This window comes from Neobacillus niacini, assembly GCF_030817595.1.
GTDB classification, from domain to species: Bacteria; Bacillota; Bacilli; order Bacillales; family Cytobacillaceae; genus Neobacillus; species Neobacillus niacini_G.
In genome coordinates, this window is sequence record NZ_JAUSZN010000001.1 from 4,220,108 (window position 1) to 4,238,986 (window position 18,879).

General features: G+C 39.8%; 21 protein-coding genes and 1 other annotated feature. All 21 genes read right to left on the reverse strand.

Going from position 1 to position 18,879, the window contains the following annotated elements:
• Positions 1–123: 123 nt before the first annotated feature.
• The 21 genes from QFZ31_RS19985 to clpC all read right to left on the reverse strand — a co-directional run bounded on the left by QFZ31_RS19985 (position 124) and on the right by clpC (position 18,879).
• On the reverse strand, positions 124–723 hold the full coding sequence (locus QFZ31_RS19985) for a class I SAM-dependent methyltransferase (RefSeq protein WP_307306167.1): 600 nt from the start codon (positions 721–723) through the stop codon (positions 124–126).
• 140 nt (positions 724–863) lie between these two features.
• Entirely contained in the window at positions 864–1,226 is a 363-nt protein-coding gene (gene rplL, locus QFZ31_RS19990; RefSeq protein ID WP_179603631.1) for a 50S ribosomal protein L7/L12, read from the reverse strand.
• 55 nt (positions 1,227–1,281) lie between these two features.
• Positions 1,282–1,782, reverse strand: a complete 501-nt coding sequence (rplJ, locus tag QFZ31_RS19995; protein WP_307306168.1) for a 50S ribosomal protein L10 — start codon at positions 1,780–1,782, stop codon at positions 1,282–1,284.
• Between the two features lie 33 nt (positions 1,783–1,815).
• Positions 1,816–1,960, reverse strand: a sequence feature (ribosomal protein L10 leader region).
• Positions 1,961–2,012: 52 nt separating this feature from the next.
• Positions 2,013–2,711 (reverse strand): 50S ribosomal protein L1, encoded by a 699-nt coding sequence (gene rplA / locus QFZ31_RS20000; protein ID WP_307306170.1) that lies wholly within the window; start codon positions 2,709–2,711, stop codon positions 2,013–2,015.
• 234 nt (positions 2,712–2,945) lie between these two features.
• On the reverse strand, positions 2,946–3,371 hold the full coding sequence (gene rplK, locus QFZ31_RS20005) for a 50S ribosomal protein L11 (RefSeq protein ID WP_192654866.1): 426 nt from the start codon (positions 3,369–3,371) through the stop codon (positions 2,946–2,948).
• A gap of 195 nt (positions 3,372–3,566) precedes the next feature.
• Complete coding sequence (nusG, locus tag QFZ31_RS20010) at positions 3,567–4,100, reverse strand: transcription termination/antitermination protein NusG (RefSeq protein ID WP_307306172.1); 534 nt, start codon at positions 4,098–4,100, stop codon at positions 3,567–3,569.
• Between the two features lie 297 nt (positions 4,101–4,397).
• Positions 4,398–4,580 (reverse strand): preprotein translocase subunit SecE, encoded by a 183-nt coding sequence (secE, locus tag QFZ31_RS20015; protein ID WP_306077298.1) that lies wholly within the window; start codon positions 4,578–4,580, stop codon positions 4,398–4,400.
• A gap of 49 nt (positions 4,581–4,629) precedes the next feature.
• Positions 4,630–4,776 carry a 50S ribosomal protein L33 gene (gene rpmG, locus QFZ31_RS20020; RefSeq protein ID WP_307306175.1) on the reverse strand — a complete coding sequence of 49 codons (147 nt, stop codon included), beginning with the start codon at positions 4,774–4,776 and terminating at the stop codon, positions 4,630–4,632.
• 112 nt (positions 4,777–4,888) lie between these two features.
• Positions 4,889–5,494, reverse strand: a complete 606-nt coding sequence (gene sigH, locus QFZ31_RS20025; RefSeq protein WP_179292730.1) for an RNA polymerase sporulation sigma factor SigH — start codon at positions 5,492–5,494, stop codon at positions 4,889–4,891.
• Positions 5,495–5,610: 116 nt separating this feature from the next.
• Positions 5,611–6,120: an NYN domain-containing protein gene (locus QFZ31_RS20030; RefSeq protein ID WP_307306179.1), complete on the reverse strand. Its 510-nt coding sequence runs from the start codon at positions 6,118–6,120 to the stop codon at positions 5,611–5,613.
• A gap of 2 nt (positions 6,121–6,122) precedes the next feature.
• Positions 6,123–6,872 carry a 23S rRNA (guanosine(2251)-2'-O)-methyltransferase RlmB gene (gene rlmB, locus QFZ31_RS20035; protein WP_307306182.1) on the reverse strand — a complete coding sequence of 250 codons (750 nt, stop codon included), beginning with the start codon at positions 6,870–6,872 and terminating at the stop codon, positions 6,123–6,125.
• Positions 6,859–7,293, reverse strand: coding sequence for a Mini-ribonuclease 3 (locus QFZ31_RS20040; RefSeq protein WP_307306184.1), 435 nt, complete (start codon positions 7,291–7,293; stop codon positions 6,859–6,861). The genes rlmB and QFZ31_RS20040 overlap by 14 nt, the downstream gene beginning before the upstream one ends.
• 3 nt (positions 7,294–7,296) lie before the next feature.
• On the reverse strand, positions 7,297–8,694 hold the full coding sequence (cysS, locus tag QFZ31_RS20045) for a cysteine--tRNA ligase (protein ID WP_307306186.1): 1,398 nt from the start codon (positions 8,692–8,694) through the stop codon (positions 7,297–7,299).
• On the reverse strand, positions 8,675–9,343 hold the full coding sequence (gene cysE / locus QFZ31_RS20050; protein WP_307306188.1) for a serine O-acetyltransferase: 669 nt from the start codon (positions 9,341–9,343) through the stop codon (positions 8,675–8,677). Before cysE ends, cysS begins: the two co-directional genes overlap by 20 nt.
• 377 nt (positions 9,344–9,720) lie before the next feature.
• Positions 9,721–11,178, reverse strand: a complete 1,458-nt coding sequence (gene gltX / locus QFZ31_RS20055; RefSeq protein ID WP_307306191.1) for a glutamate--tRNA ligase — start codon at positions 11,176–11,178, stop codon at positions 9,721–9,723.
• Between the two features lie 201 nt (positions 11,179–11,379).
• A complete protein-coding gene (gene ispF / locus QFZ31_RS20060) occupies positions 11,380–11,862 on the reverse strand; it encodes a 2-C-methyl-D-erythritol 2,4-cyclodiphosphate synthase (protein WP_307306195.1) in 483 nt (160 codons plus the stop codon).
• Between the two features lie 2 nt (positions 11,863–11,864).
• Positions 11,865–12,554 (reverse strand): 2-C-methyl-D-erythritol 4-phosphate cytidylyltransferase, encoded by a 690-nt coding sequence (gene ispD, locus QFZ31_RS20065; protein WP_307306197.1) that lies wholly within the window; start codon positions 12,552–12,554, stop codon positions 11,865–11,867.
• 42 nt (positions 12,555–12,596) lie between these two features.
• The gene (locus tag QFZ31_RS20070; RefSeq protein ID WP_307306200.1) at positions 12,597–13,682 is read right to left on the reverse strand and encodes a PIN/TRAM domain-containing protein; all 1,086 of its coding nucleotides are present in this window, start codon (positions 13,680–13,682) and stop codon (positions 12,597–12,599) included.
• Positions 13,683–13,882: 200 nt separating this feature from the next.
• Entirely contained in the window at positions 13,883–14,956 is a 1,074-nt protein-coding gene (disA, locus tag QFZ31_RS20075; RefSeq protein ID WP_307306202.1) for a DNA integrity scanning diadenylate cyclase DisA, read from the reverse strand.
• Positions 14,957–14,959: 3 nt separating this feature from the next.
• Positions 14,960–16,342 carry a DNA repair protein RadA gene (gene radA, locus QFZ31_RS20080; RefSeq protein WP_179603616.1) on the reverse strand — a complete coding sequence of 461 codons (1,383 nt, stop codon included), beginning with the start codon at positions 16,340–16,342 and terminating at the stop codon, positions 14,960–14,962.
• 95 nt (positions 16,343–16,437) lie between these two features.
• Positions 16,438–18,879: an ATP-dependent protease ATP-binding subunit ClpC gene (clpC, locus tag QFZ31_RS20085; protein ID WP_307306207.1), complete on the reverse strand. Its 2,442-nt coding sequence runs from the start codon at positions 18,877–18,879 to the stop codon at positions 16,438–16,440.

The window sequence follows — 18,879 nt, forward strand, 5'->3', positions numbered from 1 at the left end:
ATTTTGTCATCATTTCCGTCTAAAACCATTTTTATACCATAAAAATAAGTATTTACAGGAATAATTCGGAAATTATTATGATGGCATTTTATAATGCTAACACACTTGACAATTTCAAGTCAACTATTTTACAGCCTTAATAATAAAATAACCTTTAGACTTGTCAATAGTTTCAACTGTGGTAAATAAATCTTTTAATTTTTCAATAGCAGATGGTGCCCCTTGCTTCTTTTGGATTACAATCCAAAGCTCACCTTGAGGAACTAAATGCTCATAACTTTGCTCAAAAATATCGTGTACTGTCTTTTTACCCGCTCTGATTGGAGGGTTAGTTAAAATAGCTGCAAATTTAAATTCCTTAACATTTATCAAAGTATCACTTTCATAAATATCGACATTATGTACCGAATTTTGCACAGCATTCGCCTTTGCCAGCTCAATGGCACGTTCATTAACATCAATCATATGTACATGACGGTCCGGATAACTTTTGGCAAGCGAAAGTCCAATAGGACCATAACCACAGCCAACATCAAGAACAGGTCCTTCTACACTTGGTAATTTAAAAACATCTATTAATAAGCGGGAGCCAAAATCTACTTCCTTCTTAGAAAATACTCCGTTATCCGTTTTAAAGCGAAATAACTGATTCCTTAAGGTAAAGTCCCAAAATATCGGGTCACTTTCGACCTTTTGGGTGCGAGAATAGTAATGTTCAGACAATAAGCTCACCTCCTGAGGAGTGTTTATTAATGAGGTTACCCGAGGAAAAAATCTAATATCTAGCGGAAGCACCAAGGCGCTTCCGCTATTAAGATAGCGAAAAAAAGCCCGCTTATACAGCGAGCTTTTTTATCAGTTTATTACTTAACTTCAACGTTAGCTCCAACTTCAGCAAGTTTAGCTTTAAGTTCTTCAGCTTCTTCTTTAGATACGCCTTCTTTAACAGCTTTTGGAGTGTTGTCAACAAGATCTTTTGCTTCTTTAAGACCAAGACCTGTGATTTCACGAACAACTTTGATAACCTTGATTTTTTGATCTCCAGCGCTAGCAAGGATTACATCAAATTCAGTTTGCTCTTCAACAGCAGCAGCACCAGCTCCACCAACCATTGCTACAGGAGCAGCAGCAGTTACGCCGAATTCTTCTTCGATTGCTTTTACTAGATCGTTAAGTTCTAAAACAGTCATAGATTTAACTGCTTCAATGATTTGTTCTTTAGTCATTTTAATTTTCCTCCTTAGTTTTCATTCCGTTATTTGTTAAGCGATAAGTTTTAACTTACGCGCCTTGTTCTTCTTTTTGTTCTGCAACTGCTTTTGTAGCAAGAGCAAGGTTGCGGATTGGAGCTTGTAGTACGCTGAGTAGCATAGAAAGCAAGCCTTCGCGTGACGGAAGTTCTGCAAGTGCTTTAACCTCTTCAACTGTTGCTACATTGCCTTCGATTACACCAGCTTTAATTTCAAGTGCATCATGCTTTTTCGCAAAGTCGTTAAGAATTTTCGCAGGTGCTACTACATCTTCTGTACTGAACGCAATAGCGTTCGGACCAGTTAATGCTGCGTTTAACTCTGAAAGTTCAGCTGCATCAGCTGCACGACGAGCCATAGAGTTTTTGTAAACTTTAAAGTCGATACCAGCTTCACGAAGTTGCTTACGAAGTTCAGTTACTTCAGCAACAGTTAGCCCACGGTAGTCAACTACGATTGTTGAAACACTAGCTTTTAACTTAGCTGTAATTTCATCAACGATTTGAACCTTTTGTTCGATTACGCTGCTCATCTTTACACCTCCTGTAGATTCTCTACATTTATACCAGGCAAAGTAAAACCTCCACATCAAAAGCCAGACATGGAGGTGCATACAATAGCCGAAGATTTCAGCCAATTCTATCGCATTACCTCGGCAGGAAATTAAGCGTAAACGCACCTGCTGTCTTCAGTACAAATGTTTTATTTAAACAACAAAATAGATTATATAAAATGTATCTATAATTGTCAATTGGTAAAAAATTACTTAACTGTAACTGATGAAGGATCAACCTTCACGCCAGGTCCCATTGTTGAAGTAACAGTTACGTTCTTCATGTATGTTCCCTTTGCAGCTGCAGGCTTAACTTTTAACATTGTTTCGAATACAGTTTTGAAGTTCTCAACAAGTTTTTCGTTTTCAAAAGATGATTTACCGATTGGAACGTGGATATTTCCAGCTTTATCAACACGGTACTCAACTTTACCTGCTTTGATTTCGTTGATCGCACGAGTTACATCAAATGTAACTGTTCCAGTTTTAGGGTTTGGCATTAAACCTTTTGGTCCTAATGTACGACCAAGTTTACCCACTTCACCCATCATGTCAGGAGTTGCTACGATTACATCGAATTCAAACCAACCTTGTTGGATTTTGTTGATGTATTCTGCATCGCCAACATAATCTGCACCAGCAGCTTCTGCTTCTTTCACTTTTTCACCCTTAGCGAATACTAATACGCGTTGAGTCTTACCAGTTCCATTCGGAAGTACTACTGCACCACGAATTTGCTGATCAGCTTTCTTAGGGTCTACACCTAAACGGAATGCTACTTCAAGAGTTGCATCAAATTTAGCGAAGTTTGTTTGCTTTGCAAGTTCGATTGCTTCAGCAACTGGGTAAGCTTTTGTGTTATCAACAAGCTTAGCAGCTTCTAAATACTTCTTACCTTTTTTAGCCATTTTTATTTCCTCCTAATTTGTGGTTTTAGCGTTTTTTTAATAACTCCCACTTAATAAAGCGGAGGCGCCTTGTCCAGCCCCGACAGGCATAAGACGAGCCGGCCGGAAGGTTGTTTTTTAACCTTCTGGACGGATTGGCTTATGATCCCGAGGGGCTAGGCGCCGCAGCTTGCCACGAATAAAGGTTGCGTAAGTAACGCAACCCCCTTCATTACAAAAAACAGTTTACATGGATTAGTCTTCGATAACGATACCCATGCTGCGTGCAGTACCTTCAACCATGCGCATTGCTGCTTCAACGCTTGCTGCGTTTAGGTCAGGCATTTTCTGTTCCGCAATCTCGCGTACTGTATTACGCTTAACTGTTGCTACCTTATTACGGTTAGGCTGGCCTGAACCAGACTGGATTCCAGCTGCTACTTTTAAAAGAACTGCAGCAGGAGGAGTTTTCGTAATAAATGTAAATGAACGGTCTTCAAATACCGTGATTTCAACAGGAATGATTAATCCAGCTTGATCTGCTGTACGAGCGTTAAATTCTTTACAGAATCCCATGATGTTAACACCGGCTTGACCTAATGCAGGTCCAACTGGTGGTGCAGGATTCGCTTTCCCAGCAGGGATTTGTAATTTAACAACTTTAATTACTTTTTTAGCCACGAGACACACCTCCTTAAAGTCCGTGATGTGGTAATAGGGTTTTTTTACCCTCCCACTCAGGTATCTGTCTTTATATAAAGATAAAGAGCTTAGCAAAAGTCTTGTCTCATCGAGAGACATACTGACCTATGAAATATTACCACTTTTTGAATATGATTTCAAGTTTTTTTCAATTTCCAATTAATTTTCTTTATTTTACAGCTTTTCAATCTGTGTGAATTCTAGTTCTACCGGGGTGTCACGACCAAACATATTAACAAGAACTTTAAGTTTGGACTTGTCTTTATCCATTTCTTCAACTGTTCCTGTAAAGTTTGTAAATGGACCTTCTTTAACCCGAACGGTTTCACCAATTTCATAATTAACATCGATGCGTTTTTCATCAACACCCATGCGTTTTAGGATTCCAACCACTTCTTCAGGAAGAAGTGGAGTAGGTTTAGATCCTGCACCAGCAGAGCCTACGAACCCAGTAACTCCTGGTGTATTCCGCACTACGTACCATGAATCATCTGTCATTACGATTTCAACAAGTACATAACCAGGGAATACTTTTCGTTTAACTACCTTCGTTTTCCCATTTTTTATTTCAGTTTCTTCTTCTTCAGGAACAACAACTCTAAATATCTTATCTGTCATACCCATTGATTCAACACGTTTTTCTAAATTTGCTTTTACTTTATTCTCATAACCTGAGTAAGTATGTAATACATACCAATTCTTTTCCATTCAAGAGGACTAAACGTCCATCCCTCCCCGTACTTTATAGTAATGCTGTTGATTTGCACTCCGGGCACTTCGCGCACCTTAAGGCGTTGCGGGGAGCCTCCTCGGCGCGAGCGCCTGTGGGGTCTCACCTGCTCCGTACTCCTGCAGGAGTCTTCGTGCCCTCCGCGCAAATCAACAGCGTGCCAATATCAACATTTGCTGTAAAATAACTTTTCTAGACAAATGAAAAAACCCGTTAAACGGGCTTTACATAAAATTTCCTGTATTAGTTACCATTATACCATGAAATACCTTTTATTATTCAAGAATAAGACGAATCAATTTTGAAATGCCTAAATCTAGGACACCAAAAAACAATGCGAAGAAAGCAACTGTTGAGAAAACCGTAATAGTATAGCGTGTTAGTTCTTTACGTTTTGGCCAACTAACTTTTCTCATTTCACGGAAAATATCACTGAAGAAATTCTTTAAGCGTTGCATATCTATAACCCTCCAACTATCGGAATAACATTGCTAGTATAGACTAAACTTATTTTGTTTCTTTGTGGATTGTATGGGAGGCGCATGTTTTGCAATACTTTTTTAATTCCAATCGTTCTGATTGCAACGGATTTGCATGGGTGGAGTAATTACGCGAACCACATTCAGCACATGCCAGAATAATCTTTTTACTCATCAAAAAACACCTTCATCATCCATCTAATATATCTTTAAAAATGTAACATGCGTCCTAATTATTGTCAACAACATGTGGTAGCGGATTCATATAATTGTCATTGTCTTCAAAATTAAAGACTAAATTCCCTAATTTCTAAATAACGCTCTAATTTCCTTTTCACGCGCTGTAGGGCATTATCAATAGATTTTACATGACGGTTAAGCTCTTCAGATATTTCTTGGTACGATTGTCCATCGAGGTATAGTGCCAAAACCTTTCGTTCTAGATCGCTTAATAATTCAGTCATCTTTACTTCGATGTGATCAAATTCTTCTTGGTTAATAATCAATTCTTCCGGATCAAGAACCTTCGCACCGGATAGGACGTCCATAAGGGTGCGGTCCGACTCTTCATCGTATATAGGCTTGTCCAATGATACATAGGAATTTAGCGGTATATGCTTTTGCCTTGTTGCTGTTTTGATAGCGGTAATGATTTGTCTGGTGATGCACAGCTCTGCAAACGCTTTAAAAGATGTGAGTTTGTCCTCACGAAAATCACGAATTGCCTTATACAGCCCAATCATTCCCTCTTGGACTATATCTTCCTTATCTGCTCCGATTAGGAAGTAGGATCTTGCCTTTGCACGTACAAAATTACGATATTTGTGAATTAAATAATCAAGTGCCTCACTATTACCTTGGTGCACTAGATCAACAATTCCCTCGTCTTCCATTGAAAAAAATAGTTCGTTGCTTTTTTCCCCGAAGTCTGTACCCAATTAAGATCCCCCTCCACCGAACAAGCATAGATAGTATTATTATACTGCCCGTAACTTTTGAACGTCAACGCTTACTTTTGACCTCTGCGCCATTTTTCAAAAATTTCTGCCACTTCGCTGCTAATCGGTATTTTTGAGACTGGTCTTTTTTCTTGAATTTTTTTTACCTTTTTTTCGATTCCTTTTTCTACCGAGGACATCTCTATGAGCAATTCCCGTGCAGATTTTCTTAGTGCGCCTTGTCCAAATATAGCCCATTGCTCTGTATAATCGGAAGTAGCCACATGTATTTGCGTCCTCCGGTTGTTTAAAGAAATCGCCAACTTTTCAATTCGCTCATCAGCTGTCTCGTTTTCTTTAGTAAAAATAACCTCTACTTTATGATTCTTATATTTCTTCTCAGTTCCTTGGACATAGTAGGCGTCAAATACAACAATGACGCGATAGCCTGAAAAAGCTTGGTATTCTGCCATCCTTTCTACTAAGCGGTCCCTAGCCGCGGGTAAATCATGTTCCTTTAATTCCCTTAGCTCCGGCCATGCCCCGATTATGTTATATCCATCGACAAGCAAGATATCCATTTTTATCCCTCTAGAGGATGCCGCCTGCGGTATACCTCATACATTAATAATGCTGCTGCAACAGACGCATTTAATGATGTTACCTTTCCAGCCATCGGCAGGTTGATGAGGAAGTCACATTTATCTCTAACCAGACGACCCATCCCTTTTCCTTCGCTTCCAATCACAAGACCAAGTGGCAGCGTGCCATCAAATTGGCGATAATCTTGCTTAGCACTCGCGTCGGTACCGGCTATCCAAATACCCCGTTCCTTTAATTCATCTATCGTTCGTGCCATATTAGTGACACGTACAACTGGGATATGCTCAATTGCACCAGTTGAAGCCTTTGCCACTGTTGCGGTTAAGCCAACCGCTCTTCTTTTTGGAATAATAATTCCATGTGCTCCTACTGCGTCTGCAGTTCTCATGATGGAACCTAGATTATGAGGATCCTCAATTTCATCTAATAACAAAAAGAATGGAGATTCGTTTTTCTTTTCTGCAGCTGCAAATAAATCGTCCATTTCTGCATATTGATATGCTGCTACATAAGCAAGGACTCCTTGATGATTTTCATCAGATATCTGGTCAATTTTTTTCTTTGGTACAAATTGAACAATCACGTTGGCCTCTTTTGCTAATTGAATTAACGGTTGCATTTGACCACGCTGTGAGGACTCTGCAATCAAAATCTTATTAATATCCCTTTCTGACCTTAGTGCCTCCATGACAGGATTTTTCCCAATGATATAATCCTTATTTTCGTTCATTCACTTGTTCCTCCTTTCTTTCCTCAACAAACTCAAATGACTTTACGATAAGTTCTTCTAATCGTTCTGTATTCTCTGTTAGGTATAAAAAACCCATTAAAGCTTCAAATGCAGTGCTATAATGATACGTTTGAACATCTGTGTTTTTAGGTACAGTCCCTGATTTGGCGTTTCGCCCACGCTTGACTACCGCCATTTCCTCCTCTGACAGGAGGTTTTCATCCATCATTCGAAATAGTACGTGGCATTGTGCCTTTGCGGAAACATATGTTGTTCCCTCGCGGTGTAGATGATTAGGCTTTACCTTCCCGCTTTGCAGGAGGTGACGTCTGACGTATGTCTCATAGACAGCGTCACCCATATAAGCCAAGGCAAGACTATTCAACTGATTGGCATTTACTTTTTCTTGATAATCAAGCATGCATTAGCCTCTTTTCCATCTCGTACCTTGCGGTGTATCTTCTAAAATAATATTCATTTCCTTTAATTGATCCCTTATTTGATCAGAAAGCTGGAAATTACGTTCTTTTCGTGCCTGAATTCTTTTTTCAATTAACGCATCTATTTCTTCATCTAACAATTCTGTCGCTTCAAACGTCAGACCTAGGACATTGAATAACTCGTTAAATTGTTGGGTGAATTTATCAATCACTTCTACGGATGTATTTTTTTCTAATAGGTAGTAATTAGCCAGCTTCGATAAATCAAATAAGACGGAAATCGCTTTTGCTGTATTGAAATCATCGTCCATTGCTTTTATAAACTCATCCTGTAATGCCTCTATCTTCTCTAGCCATTCTTGATTATTATTTGTTAAATTTGTACTTGATTCCTTGCGATGCTGTAGATTCTGATAAGAGGTTGTTAATCGCTCATAAGCTGCCTTTGTGCTTTCTAATAACTCTTCACTGTAATTAATCGGATTTCGATAATGAACGGATAGCATAAAAAATCGCAAAACTTGCGGATTATGCGCCTTTATAATGTCATGTACTAGAACAAAGTTTCCAAGCGATTTAGACATTTTTTCATTATCGATATTAATATACCCATTGTGCATCCAGTAACGGGCAAAGGTTTTTCCAGTAAGTGCCTCCGATTGGGCTATTTCATTTTCATGGTGCGGGAACGTTAAATCTTGTCCGCCAGCATGAATATCGATTGTTTCCCCTAGGTATTTCTTTGCCATTGCCGAGCACTCGATATGCCAGCCAGGGCGTCCAATACCCCAAGGACTTTCCCAAAAGATTTCTCCTTCTTTTGCCGCTTTCCATAAGGCAAAGTCCATATCATCTTGTTTCTTCTCACCCACTTCAATTCGAGCCCCAACTTGAAGGTCATCGATTGATTGATGTGAGAGCTTTCCATAATCGTCAAACTTCCTTGTTCGGAAATAAACATCTCCTTCAGATTCATAGGCGTAACCCTTTTTGACCAGTTGATCAATAAAGTCAATAATAATATCCATATTTTCCATGACACGTGGATGGATATCCGCTTTTTTGCAGCCTAATGCAGATACATCTTCAAAGTAAGCTTCGATGAAACGATTTGCTATGGTTGGAACATCCTCTCCAAGCTGATTAGCAGCACGGATTAATTTATCGTCTACATCTGTAAAGTTCGATACATATTGTATGTCATAGCCACGGTATTCAAAATAACGGCGAACGGTATCAAAAACGATTGCCGGACGAGCATTACCGATATGAATATAATTATAGACAGTCGGACCACAAACATACATTTTTACTTTTCCTTCTTCGAGCGGGACAAATTCTTCTTTTTTACGGGTTAGCGTATTATACAGTTGTATGGTCATTCACTTTATTCCTTTCTTTCTTCAATTCAATTAACTCTTGTTTCAATTCAGTTAGTTCAGCTTGTAAATCTTTAATCCGATCCGCAATAGGATCAGGAAGATCACAATGGTCTAAATCCTTGCCGATTCGTTTACCATCTTGAATCACAACACGTCCTGGAACTCCAACTACTGTTGAATTAGGTGGTACTTCTTTTAATACGACGGATCCTGCACCAATCTTAGAATTTTCGCCAATGGTTATAGAACCAAGCACCTTAGCACCTGTTGCTATTAACGCATTATCCTTAATGGTGGGATGACGTTTTCCTTTCTCTTTCCCCGTTCCCCCAAGTGTCACTCCCTGAAACACCGTTACATTATCACCAATTTCACAAGTTTCCCCTATGACAACCCCCATACCGTGGTCAATAAATAATCTCCTGCCTATTTTTGCACCTGGATGGATTTCAATACCTGTGAAAAAGCGACTTATTTGAGAAATGACCCGTGCAAGAAAATAAAACTTTCTCTTGAAGAATGCATGTGCAATGCGGTGGGCCCAGATTGCATGTAAACCTGAATAGGTTAAAATCACTTCTAGGTAACTCCTTGCTGCAGGATCTTGTTCAAAAACAACCGCAATATCCTCCCTCATCCTTTTGAACATTTATTCATTTCCCCCTTAAATGTAATGAAGCGTCATGTGTAAAATAATCCCCATTTTTCTAATAAAACAAAAAACGCCCCTGTCATTACGACAGAGACGCGTTCGGCGTGGTTCCACTCTGATTAGACCGATAAGCTGAATACAATGCTTACGCTGGTCTCACTCTACCTGTTAACGGATAGGTTCCGCCCATATCTACTCAGATTTTCATCTTTTCAAAACAGGACTCAGAGGTGCATTTTCAAACATGAGAGGCTTAGACCACTTTCAGCCGGTGATGGTCTTCTCTTTAAAGCATCATATTTTACTTTTCCTCATCTACACTTTTTCATATATAAAGTTTATTTCTTTTACTATATTACATTTTGGTGCCGATGTTAACCAATAATTTTTTGAATTCTATTTAAAACTTTCTCTTTTCCTAAAAGCTCAATCGTTTGAGGTAAATCTGGTCCATGGGTTTGACCTGAAACAGCTGCACGAATTGGCATAAACAGATTCTTCCCCTTTTGGCCGGTGGATTTTTGAACGGCCTTCATTGCCGTCTTAATTTCGTCCGCTTTAAAGTTTTCCATCTTGTCAAGCTCCTCAGAGAATACCTTAAGTACTTGAGGAACGGTCTCCCCTGATAATACTTCCTTAGCGTCTTCTTCATATTCAGCTTCTTCTTTAAAGAACATTTCGGAAAGTTCGACGATCTCTGCACCATAGCTCATTTTTTCTTGTAAAAGCGAAACTAAACTTCTCACCCATTGTTGCTCTTCTTCAGACAAGTTTTCACCTAAACGTCCAGCTTTAACTAAATGCGGCATGGATACCTCTATAACTCGGTCAACCTCAACCTTTTTCATATATTGGTTGTTCATCCATGTAAGTTTATTGGTATCAAATAAAGCCGGTGACTTCGATAAGCGATTCGCATCAAATATATCAATAAATTCATCTTTAGAGTAAAGTTCCTCTTCACCAGCTGGAGACCAGCCTAGTAACGTAATGAAGTTAAACAAAGCCTCTGGCAGATAGCCTAATTCTTCATATTGTTCGATAAATTGTATAATTGATTCATCCCGTTTGCTTAATTTCTTTCTACTCTCGTTCACGATTAGGGTCATGTGACCAAAGATCGGCGGCTCCCAGCCTAATGCTTCATAAACCATTAGCTGCTTTGGAGTATTGGATATGTGATCATCGCCGCGAAGTACATGCGAAATTTTCATTAGATAATCATCGACGGTTACCGCAAAATTATAAGTTGGTGTTCCATCCTTCTTGATGATAACCCAATCACCCATCCCTTCAGATTCAAAGGATACAGTTCCCTTTACCATGTCATCAAAAGTGTAGGTTTTCCCTTCCGGCACAACGATTCTAATGCTTGGCTCGCGTCCTTCGCTTGCTAACTTTGCACGTTCTTCAGTTGTTAAATGGCGGCACTTCCCTGAATAATGAGGAGTTTCTCCTCTCTCCATCTGCTCTTCTCGCTCTGCTTCAATTTCTGCCTCGGTACAGTAGCATTTATAAGCATGACCATTTTCTAGTAATTGATTGTAATAGGTTTGATAAATATCATTTCTTTCAGACTGACGGTAAGGTCCATATTCACCTCCGACATCAACACTTTCGTCCCAATCCATACCTAGCCACTTAAGGTATTTTAATTGGCTTTCTTCTCCGCCGGCAATATTCCGCTTCTTATCTGTATCCTCAATACGGATAATAAATTTACCACCTTGATTGCGGGCAAATAAATAATTAAATAATGCAGTACGGGCATTTCCAATATGTAAATGTCCAGTTGGACTTGGAGCATACCTTACACGAACTTCATTTGACATCATTATGCCTCCTATTAGAAAAGCGGAAGCGCCTTGCACAGGGGCGACAGGCATAAGACGAGCCGGCGAGAAGGTTGTTCTTTAGCCTTCTTGACGGATTGGCTTATGACCCCGAGCCCCTAGGCGCTGCAGCTAGACAATTTTCTAAAATTAAAAATTATATCTGATTTATTTTACCATTGTAGATTTCAGCAATAAAGACTATATGTTAACCTTTTTTAACAAAACGACAGCTTGTGAGGCAATTCCTTCACCGCGCCCTGTAAAGCCTAACTTCTCTGTTGTTGTTGCCTTTACATTGATTTGTTCAGGAGAGGCATCTAGTAATTCTGCAATTCTCTCTTTCATCGACTGTATATAAGGTGCCATTTTAGGCTTTTGGGCAATAATCGTACAATCTGCATTAACCAGTTCATATCCTCTATCTTTTACAAGCTGCCATACATGCTCCATTAGCATAGCAGAATCTGCGTCCTTAAAGTTTGGATCTGTATCCGGAAAGTGCCTGCCGATATCCCCTTCACCAATCGCCCCAAGACACGCATCCGAGACGGTATGTAATAATACATCTGCATCTGAATGACCTAGCAGTCCTTTTTCATAGGGAATGGTAATGCCGCCTATGATAAGTGGCCTGCCCTCGGTTAATTGGTGTACATCAAAGCCTTGTCCAATACGAAACATTATTAAAAACTCCCTTGTCTTTTCTGTAGTATTGCTTGTGCAAAAAATAAATCCTCCTTGGTAGTCAGCTTGATATTATCATAATCTCCCTCTACCATTGACACTGGATGCGAAATTCGTTCTACCAAACTGGAATCATCAGTACCAATAAAGTGTTCCTTCTTGGCATGTTCATAGGCCTTAAGTAGAATAGAAAAACGAAAAGCTTGTGGGGTTTGAACAGCCCACAAGCTGGATCTTTCGACAGTTGCCATTACCACATGATTTCCTACTGTTTTCATGGTATCTTTTGCTGGCACTCCAATGATTGCTGCACCTGTTTCCTGCGCTGTATCTAGTAATCGGTGAATATGTTCCTTAAGAATAAAAGGACGAGCGGCATCATGAACAAGAATAATTCCATCGTTCTTTATTGTTTTCAATGCGTTATAAATACTATCCTGACGTTCTTTTCCACCTGGAACTAAATCTAGCACCTTCTTCACCTTATACTTATTTAACAAGTATTTAAATTCCTCAGTATCGAGTGGGTTTACAGCTAGGGTAATTCCCTGACACAACTCGTCTTCCTCGAAGACCCTTAAGGTATGAATTAATACAGGTATGTTATTTAGTTCTAACAGAAGCTTGTTTTTCCCTGCCCCCATCCTCTTCCCTTGACCAGCGGCCGGAATAATGACTTGATAAGCCATACTAAAACTCCATTCTATTCTTTCTGTCTAGTGTATGTCTAATTACAGCGCCTTTTCCAATAATTTTGGTTTAGCAAAGATCATTCTTCCTGCGGAGGTTTGAAGAACACTCGTTACAAGAACATCAATTCTTTTCCCGATATACTCTCTTCCCTCTTCAACCACAATCATCGTCCCATCATCAAGATATGCTACACCCTGGTGATATTCTTTACCATCCTTGATTACCTGTACAGATAACTCTTCCCCAGGCAGGACTACTGGTTTTACGGCATTGGCTAAATCATTAATATTTAATACAGAAACATTCTGTAATTCACATACTTTATTGAGGTTAAAATCATTCGTAACAAGCATTCCATTTGTGATCTTCGCAAGTTTCACTAGCTTACTGTCAACTTCTTGAATTTCATCAAAATCGCCTTCATAAATCTCAACTTTTATTGCCAGTTCCTTTTGAATTCGATTTAGAATATCCAAGCCCCGTCTCCCACGGTTCCGTTTTAAGACATCGGATGAATCAGCAATATGCTGTAATTCCTCAAGCACAAAGCGTGGAATTACAATTGTACCTTCAAGGAATCCTGTTTGACAAATATCAGCGACACGACCGTCAATAATAACGCTTGTATCTAGGATCTTTAATGATTGTCCCTCTGACTTGTCAGCGTCCTCTTCTCCGGATTTCTTCTTTCCACGGCTTCCAAAAAGATTTAACAGCTCATCTCTTTTCTTAAATCCAACCTGAAACCCAAGGTAACCAAATAATAATGTCAGCAAAATAGGAGCGACAGCATTAAGAATAGGTACTTGAATGGCATTTAGAGCAAAACCGATTAAAAAGGCAACTAATAAACCAAAAATCAATCCTAAACTGCCAAAAATCACGTCTGTTACCGGGATTTTCACCAGTGAATCTTCCGCCCATTTAATAAACTCTAGTACATAATCTACTGCCCAAAAAGTAATAAGATAAAAGATAATTGCACCTATAATAGCCGCTGCATATGAGTTACTGATTATTGGAATGTCATCGAAATTTATTACCTTTAGCAATTGTGGAATTAGCAATATTCCAAGCGTACCTCCAGTTATAAGAAAGCATGCTTGAACAATACGTTTTAACATTCCTTCACCTCCTCTACTCATTATAAACATATTCCCAAAAATGAAACCTTCGCTTATTGATTATTTTAGTCAAAGTGAGAATTTTAAAACATGAAAGTTTACTTTATATAGTAAAATATATTTTTCACTTCATAGGGTAGCACTGGAAAAAAACTCTGTCAAACAAACATAAATTTGCCTCTTTATTTACTAATAGAGATCTATAAGTGCCGCTCTGTATATAATCTCTCTTTAATTATTCTCAAGCCTTCCCTTATTTTCTTTGCACGGATTTCACCAATTCCCTCAACATCATCTAGTTCTTCAACAGAGGCTGAAATAATTTTTGAAAACGCACCAAAGCTCGTAATAATGTTTTCAATGATTACAATTGGAAGACGAGGAATTTTATTTAGAATCCGATATCCCCGAGGATGTTTATTTTCATCAAGTGGAATATATCCTTGGTACCCCATTAGTTTCAGTATTGCGATATCATCTAATGTCCCATTACTCGTTAATGCCTGCATTCGTTTTAGAACATCCCTCGACTTGACCTCTCTATCAATGGCATAGTCCTTAATAATCAAGGCAGTTTCTTCTTCTAGATCTGTCAATATTTCATTCATTTGCAAGCGAATCAGCCTACCTTCTGTGCCTAATTCGTTTAAATAAGTAATGAGTTCATTTTTAATTTTTAACACCATTTCAAATCGGTGGAGAACGAGTAAGAAATCGTTATAGGTAACCGATTCTTCAAACTCCAAAATACTTAACCCGGCAATACTTCGTTCAAGGACAACCTTATACTTTTCCAGCATTTGAATCGCCTGATTTGCCTTTGTTAATATCACAGAAATATCTTTAAGGGCATAACGGAAGTTCCCTTGATATAAGGTTATGACATTTCTTCTTTGCGATATAGCAATGACAAGGGCCTTTGTTTGCCTGGCCACTCGTTCAGCGGTACGGTGGCGCATACCTGTTTCCGATGCTGATATTTCAGAATCAGGAACAAGCTGGGCATTCGCAATAAGAATGGTATTCCCTAATTCATTTAGGATAATTGCACCATCCATTTTTGCCAGCTCATAAAGGTAACTTGGTGAAAAAGGACAATTAATTTGAAAACCGCCATCTACAATACTTTTAACCTTATCATTGTAACCAACAACAATAAGCCCGCCAGTATTTGCTCTTAATACATTATCAATTCCTTCACGAATAGGTGTACCTGGGGCAATAAACTGTAAAACTTCACTTACAGTTTGTTCACCCAGCTTTTTATTTTCCATACTCTACACCCCTAACACTGCTTTTAAAGCTTCTGCTACAGTCGAAACGCCGATTAACTCTACACCTTTCGGACCTTTCCAGCCGCTCAAATTATTAGCAGGTAAAATAACCCGTTCGAAGCCTAACTTTGCAGCTTCCTGCACACGCTGTTCAATTCTCGAGACCCTTCTCACTTCTCCGGTTAACCCAACCTCGCCAATGATACAATCCGTGGCACGTGTAGGTCTATCTCGGAAGCTTGAGGCAATACTTACAATAATAGCTAAATCGATAGCTGGTTCATCTAACTTTACGCCCCCAGCGACCTTCAGATATGCATCTTGATTCTGAAGCAGCATTCCCATCCGCTTCTCTAAAACTGCCATCAATAATGGAACGCGGTTATGGTCAATACCTGTTGCCATTCTTCTTGGGTTTCCAAAACTGGTCGGAGAAATTAATGCCTGGATTTCGACAAGCACAGGACGTGTCCCTTCCATTGAAGCAACCACAGTGGAACCTGCCGCGCCTTGTGACCTCTCTTCAAGAAATATTTCCGATGGATTTGCAACCTCATCAAGTCCAAACTCTTTCATCTCGAAAATACCCATTTCATTTGTTGAGCCAAAACGATTCTTTACTGCACGTAAAATTCGATACGTATGGTGCCTTTCCCCTTCAAAGTAGAGAACAGTATCTACCATATGCTCGAGCAGCCTTGGTCCAGCTATGGAGCCTTCTTTTGTTACATGACCTACAATGAAGATCGCAATCCCTTTCGTTTTCCCAATCCTCATTAATTCGGATGTACATTCACGTACTTGTGAAACGCTGCCTGGCGCAGACGTTACTTCCGGATGGAAAACGGTTTGAATGGAATCAATTATGACAAAACTGGGGTTTGTATTTTCAATGGTCCGATTTATTTCTTCTAAATTCGTCTCAGCATAGACGAGGAGATTTTCAGATTTAATTCCTAGTCTTTCCGCTCGAAGCTTTGTTTGCCTCAGCGATTCCTCGCCGGATATGTATAAGACCTGATTCCCTTTATTCGCAAGCTGAGAGGATACCTGCAAAAGGAGAGTCGATTTACCGATACCAGGGTCACCACCGATTAAAACAAGTGATCCCTTTACCACTCCTCCACCTAAAACTCGATTAAGCTCATTGAGATCGGTAAGAATTCTCGGTTCTGACAATGATTCAATCGCTGTAATTGGTGTTGGTTTCGACGCTAGTGTAGAAACTCCCTGAGAATGAGCAAAGGCGCCCCTTCTATTTCCACCCGTTACCTCAACTTCCTCCACCATTTTGTTCCACTCTCCGCAGCCAGGGCATTTTCCTAACCATTTAGGAGATTCATACCCACACTCCTGACACATGAACTTCGTTTTTCGTTTGACCATATGTATCTACTCCTGACTCTAAATAGAAAAAGAGGTACACGGTCGAGACTTATAACGTGTACCCCTTTTAGTTGTTCTAAAAATAACGAATCTGGTTATTTAGTTAGGGGCGTTGTTTCTGCCGTTCTAACTAAAAATTCACCATTATCAACATCAATTATAACATGCTGCCCTGTTAATACTGTTCCTTTTAATAGTTCTTCAGAGAGTCGGTCTTCAATATGCTTTTGAATTGCTCTGCGTAATGGACGTGCACCGTATTCTGGATCGTAACCCTCGATAGATATCTTATCCTTAGCTGCTTCGGTTAACTCTAAAGAAATATGCTGCTCTTTTAGTCGTTTTACAAGCTGATCGGATAATAAAGTAACAATTTCTCCAAGATGCTTTTTCTCTAAAGCGTGGAAGACAATGATTTCATCAATACGGTTTAAGAATTCAGGGCGGAAGGCCTTTTTCAATTCTTCCATAACCTTACCCTTCATGTCCTTATAATCCTGTTCTCCATCTTGAATATTAAAGCCGACATATTTGTTACGTTTTAGTGCTTCTGCACCAACGTTAGAAGTCATAATCAGAACCGTATTACGGAAGTCAACCGTTCTTCCTTTTGAATCTGTTAAGCGACCATCCTCTAGAACTTGCAGTAATATATTAAACACGTCCGGATGTGCCTTTTCAATTTCATCAAGCAGGATAACGGAGTATGGTTTTCTACGTACCTTTTCCGTTAATTGACCGCCTTCTTCATAACCCACATATCCCGGAGGAGACCCAACCAAACGAGAAGTAGAATGCTTCTCCATGTATTCTGACATATCGATTCGAATCATGGCGTCTTCATCACCAAACATTGCCTCAGCAAGTGCCCTGGCCAATTCGGTTTTACCAACACCAGTAGGACCAAGGAATACAAACGAGCCAATCGGACGTTTTGGATCCTTTAAGCCTGCTCTCGCACGACGGACTGCTTTTGAAACAGCCTTAACCGCTTCTTCTTGACCAATCACTCGTGAGTGTAAGAGTTCCTCTAAGTTTAGCAGCTTAGCTGTTTCTGTTTGTGCAAGTTTGGAGACTGGTATTCCCGTCCAGCTTGAAACCACACTTGCAATGTCCTCAACAGTAACTTCGCTGTTTTCTTTTCCTTGCTTTTCTTTCCACGTTTTCTTTGTTTCTTCAAGCTGTTCACGAAGTCGCTGCTCTGTATCTCTTAGAGAGGCAGCTTTTTCAAATTCCTGGCTTTGAACAGCAGCATCCTTCTCTTTGCGTACTTCTTCTAACTTTACTTCTAATTCTTTTAAATTTGGCGGTGTTGTATACGAACGTAAGCGAACCTTTGATCCAGCTTCATCAATTAAGTCAATAGCCTTATCCGGAAGGAATCGGTCAGAAATATAGCGGTCAGATAATTTTACCGCTGCTTCAATTGCTTCATCCGTGATCGATACACGGTGGTGTGCTTCATAACGATCACGAAGACCTTCTAGTATACGAATAGACTCTTCTGCCGTCGGTTCATCAACACGAATTGGCTGGAAGCGGCGCTCTAAAGCGGCATCCTTTTCAATATATTTTCGGTATTCGTCCAGTGTGGTTGCGCCGATACATTGGAGCTCACCACGTGCCAGTGAAGGTTTTAGGATGTTAGAAGCGTCAATCGCTCCTTCTGCTCCTCCGGCACCAATTAACGTGTGTAATTCATCAATAAAGAGAATGATGTTACCTGCCTGGCGGATTTCATCCATTACCTTTTTTAGACGGTCCTCAAATTCACCACGATATTTAGTTCCTGCTACGACGGTGCCCATGTCCAGCGTCATAACCCGCTTATCACGAAGAATTTCCGGTACTTCATTATTTACAATTTGCTGTGCAAGGCCTTCAGCGATAGCAGTTTTACCTACGCCTGGTTCACCGATTAACACAGGGTTATTTTTTGTACGACGGCTTAATACTTCAATTACCCGCTGGATCTCTTTGCTTCTTCCGATAACAGGATCTAAACTTCCTTCTCTAGCAATCGCTGTTAAATCTCTAGCAAGGCTGTCAAGGGTTGGAGTATTGGCACTTACCGATGCTCCTCCTTGATGACCGCCAGATTCATTACTGCCTAATAATTGCAGTACCTGTTGACGCGCTTTATTTAGGCTTACTCCCAGGTTATTAAGAACTCTTGCAGCAACGCCTTCACCCTCACGAATTAAACCAAGTAGAATATGCTCTGTTCCGACATAGGAATGTCCTAATTTACGGGCTTCATCCATAGATAGTTCAATTACCTTTTTCGCCCTTGGTGTATAGTGAATCGTTTGAGATGCTTCCTGGCCTTTCCCGATCAACGATTCTACCTCTTTTTGAATTTTTTCTGAACCCAAGCCCAGCCCATAAAGTGCTTTGGCAGCAATGCCTTCTCCTTCACGGACTAAGCCTAATAAAATATGCTCAGTTCCAATATTGTTGTGTCCAAGTCTAATTGCTTCCTCTTGTGCTAAAGCTAAAACCTTTTGAGCTCTCTCAGTAAAACGGCCAAACATCAT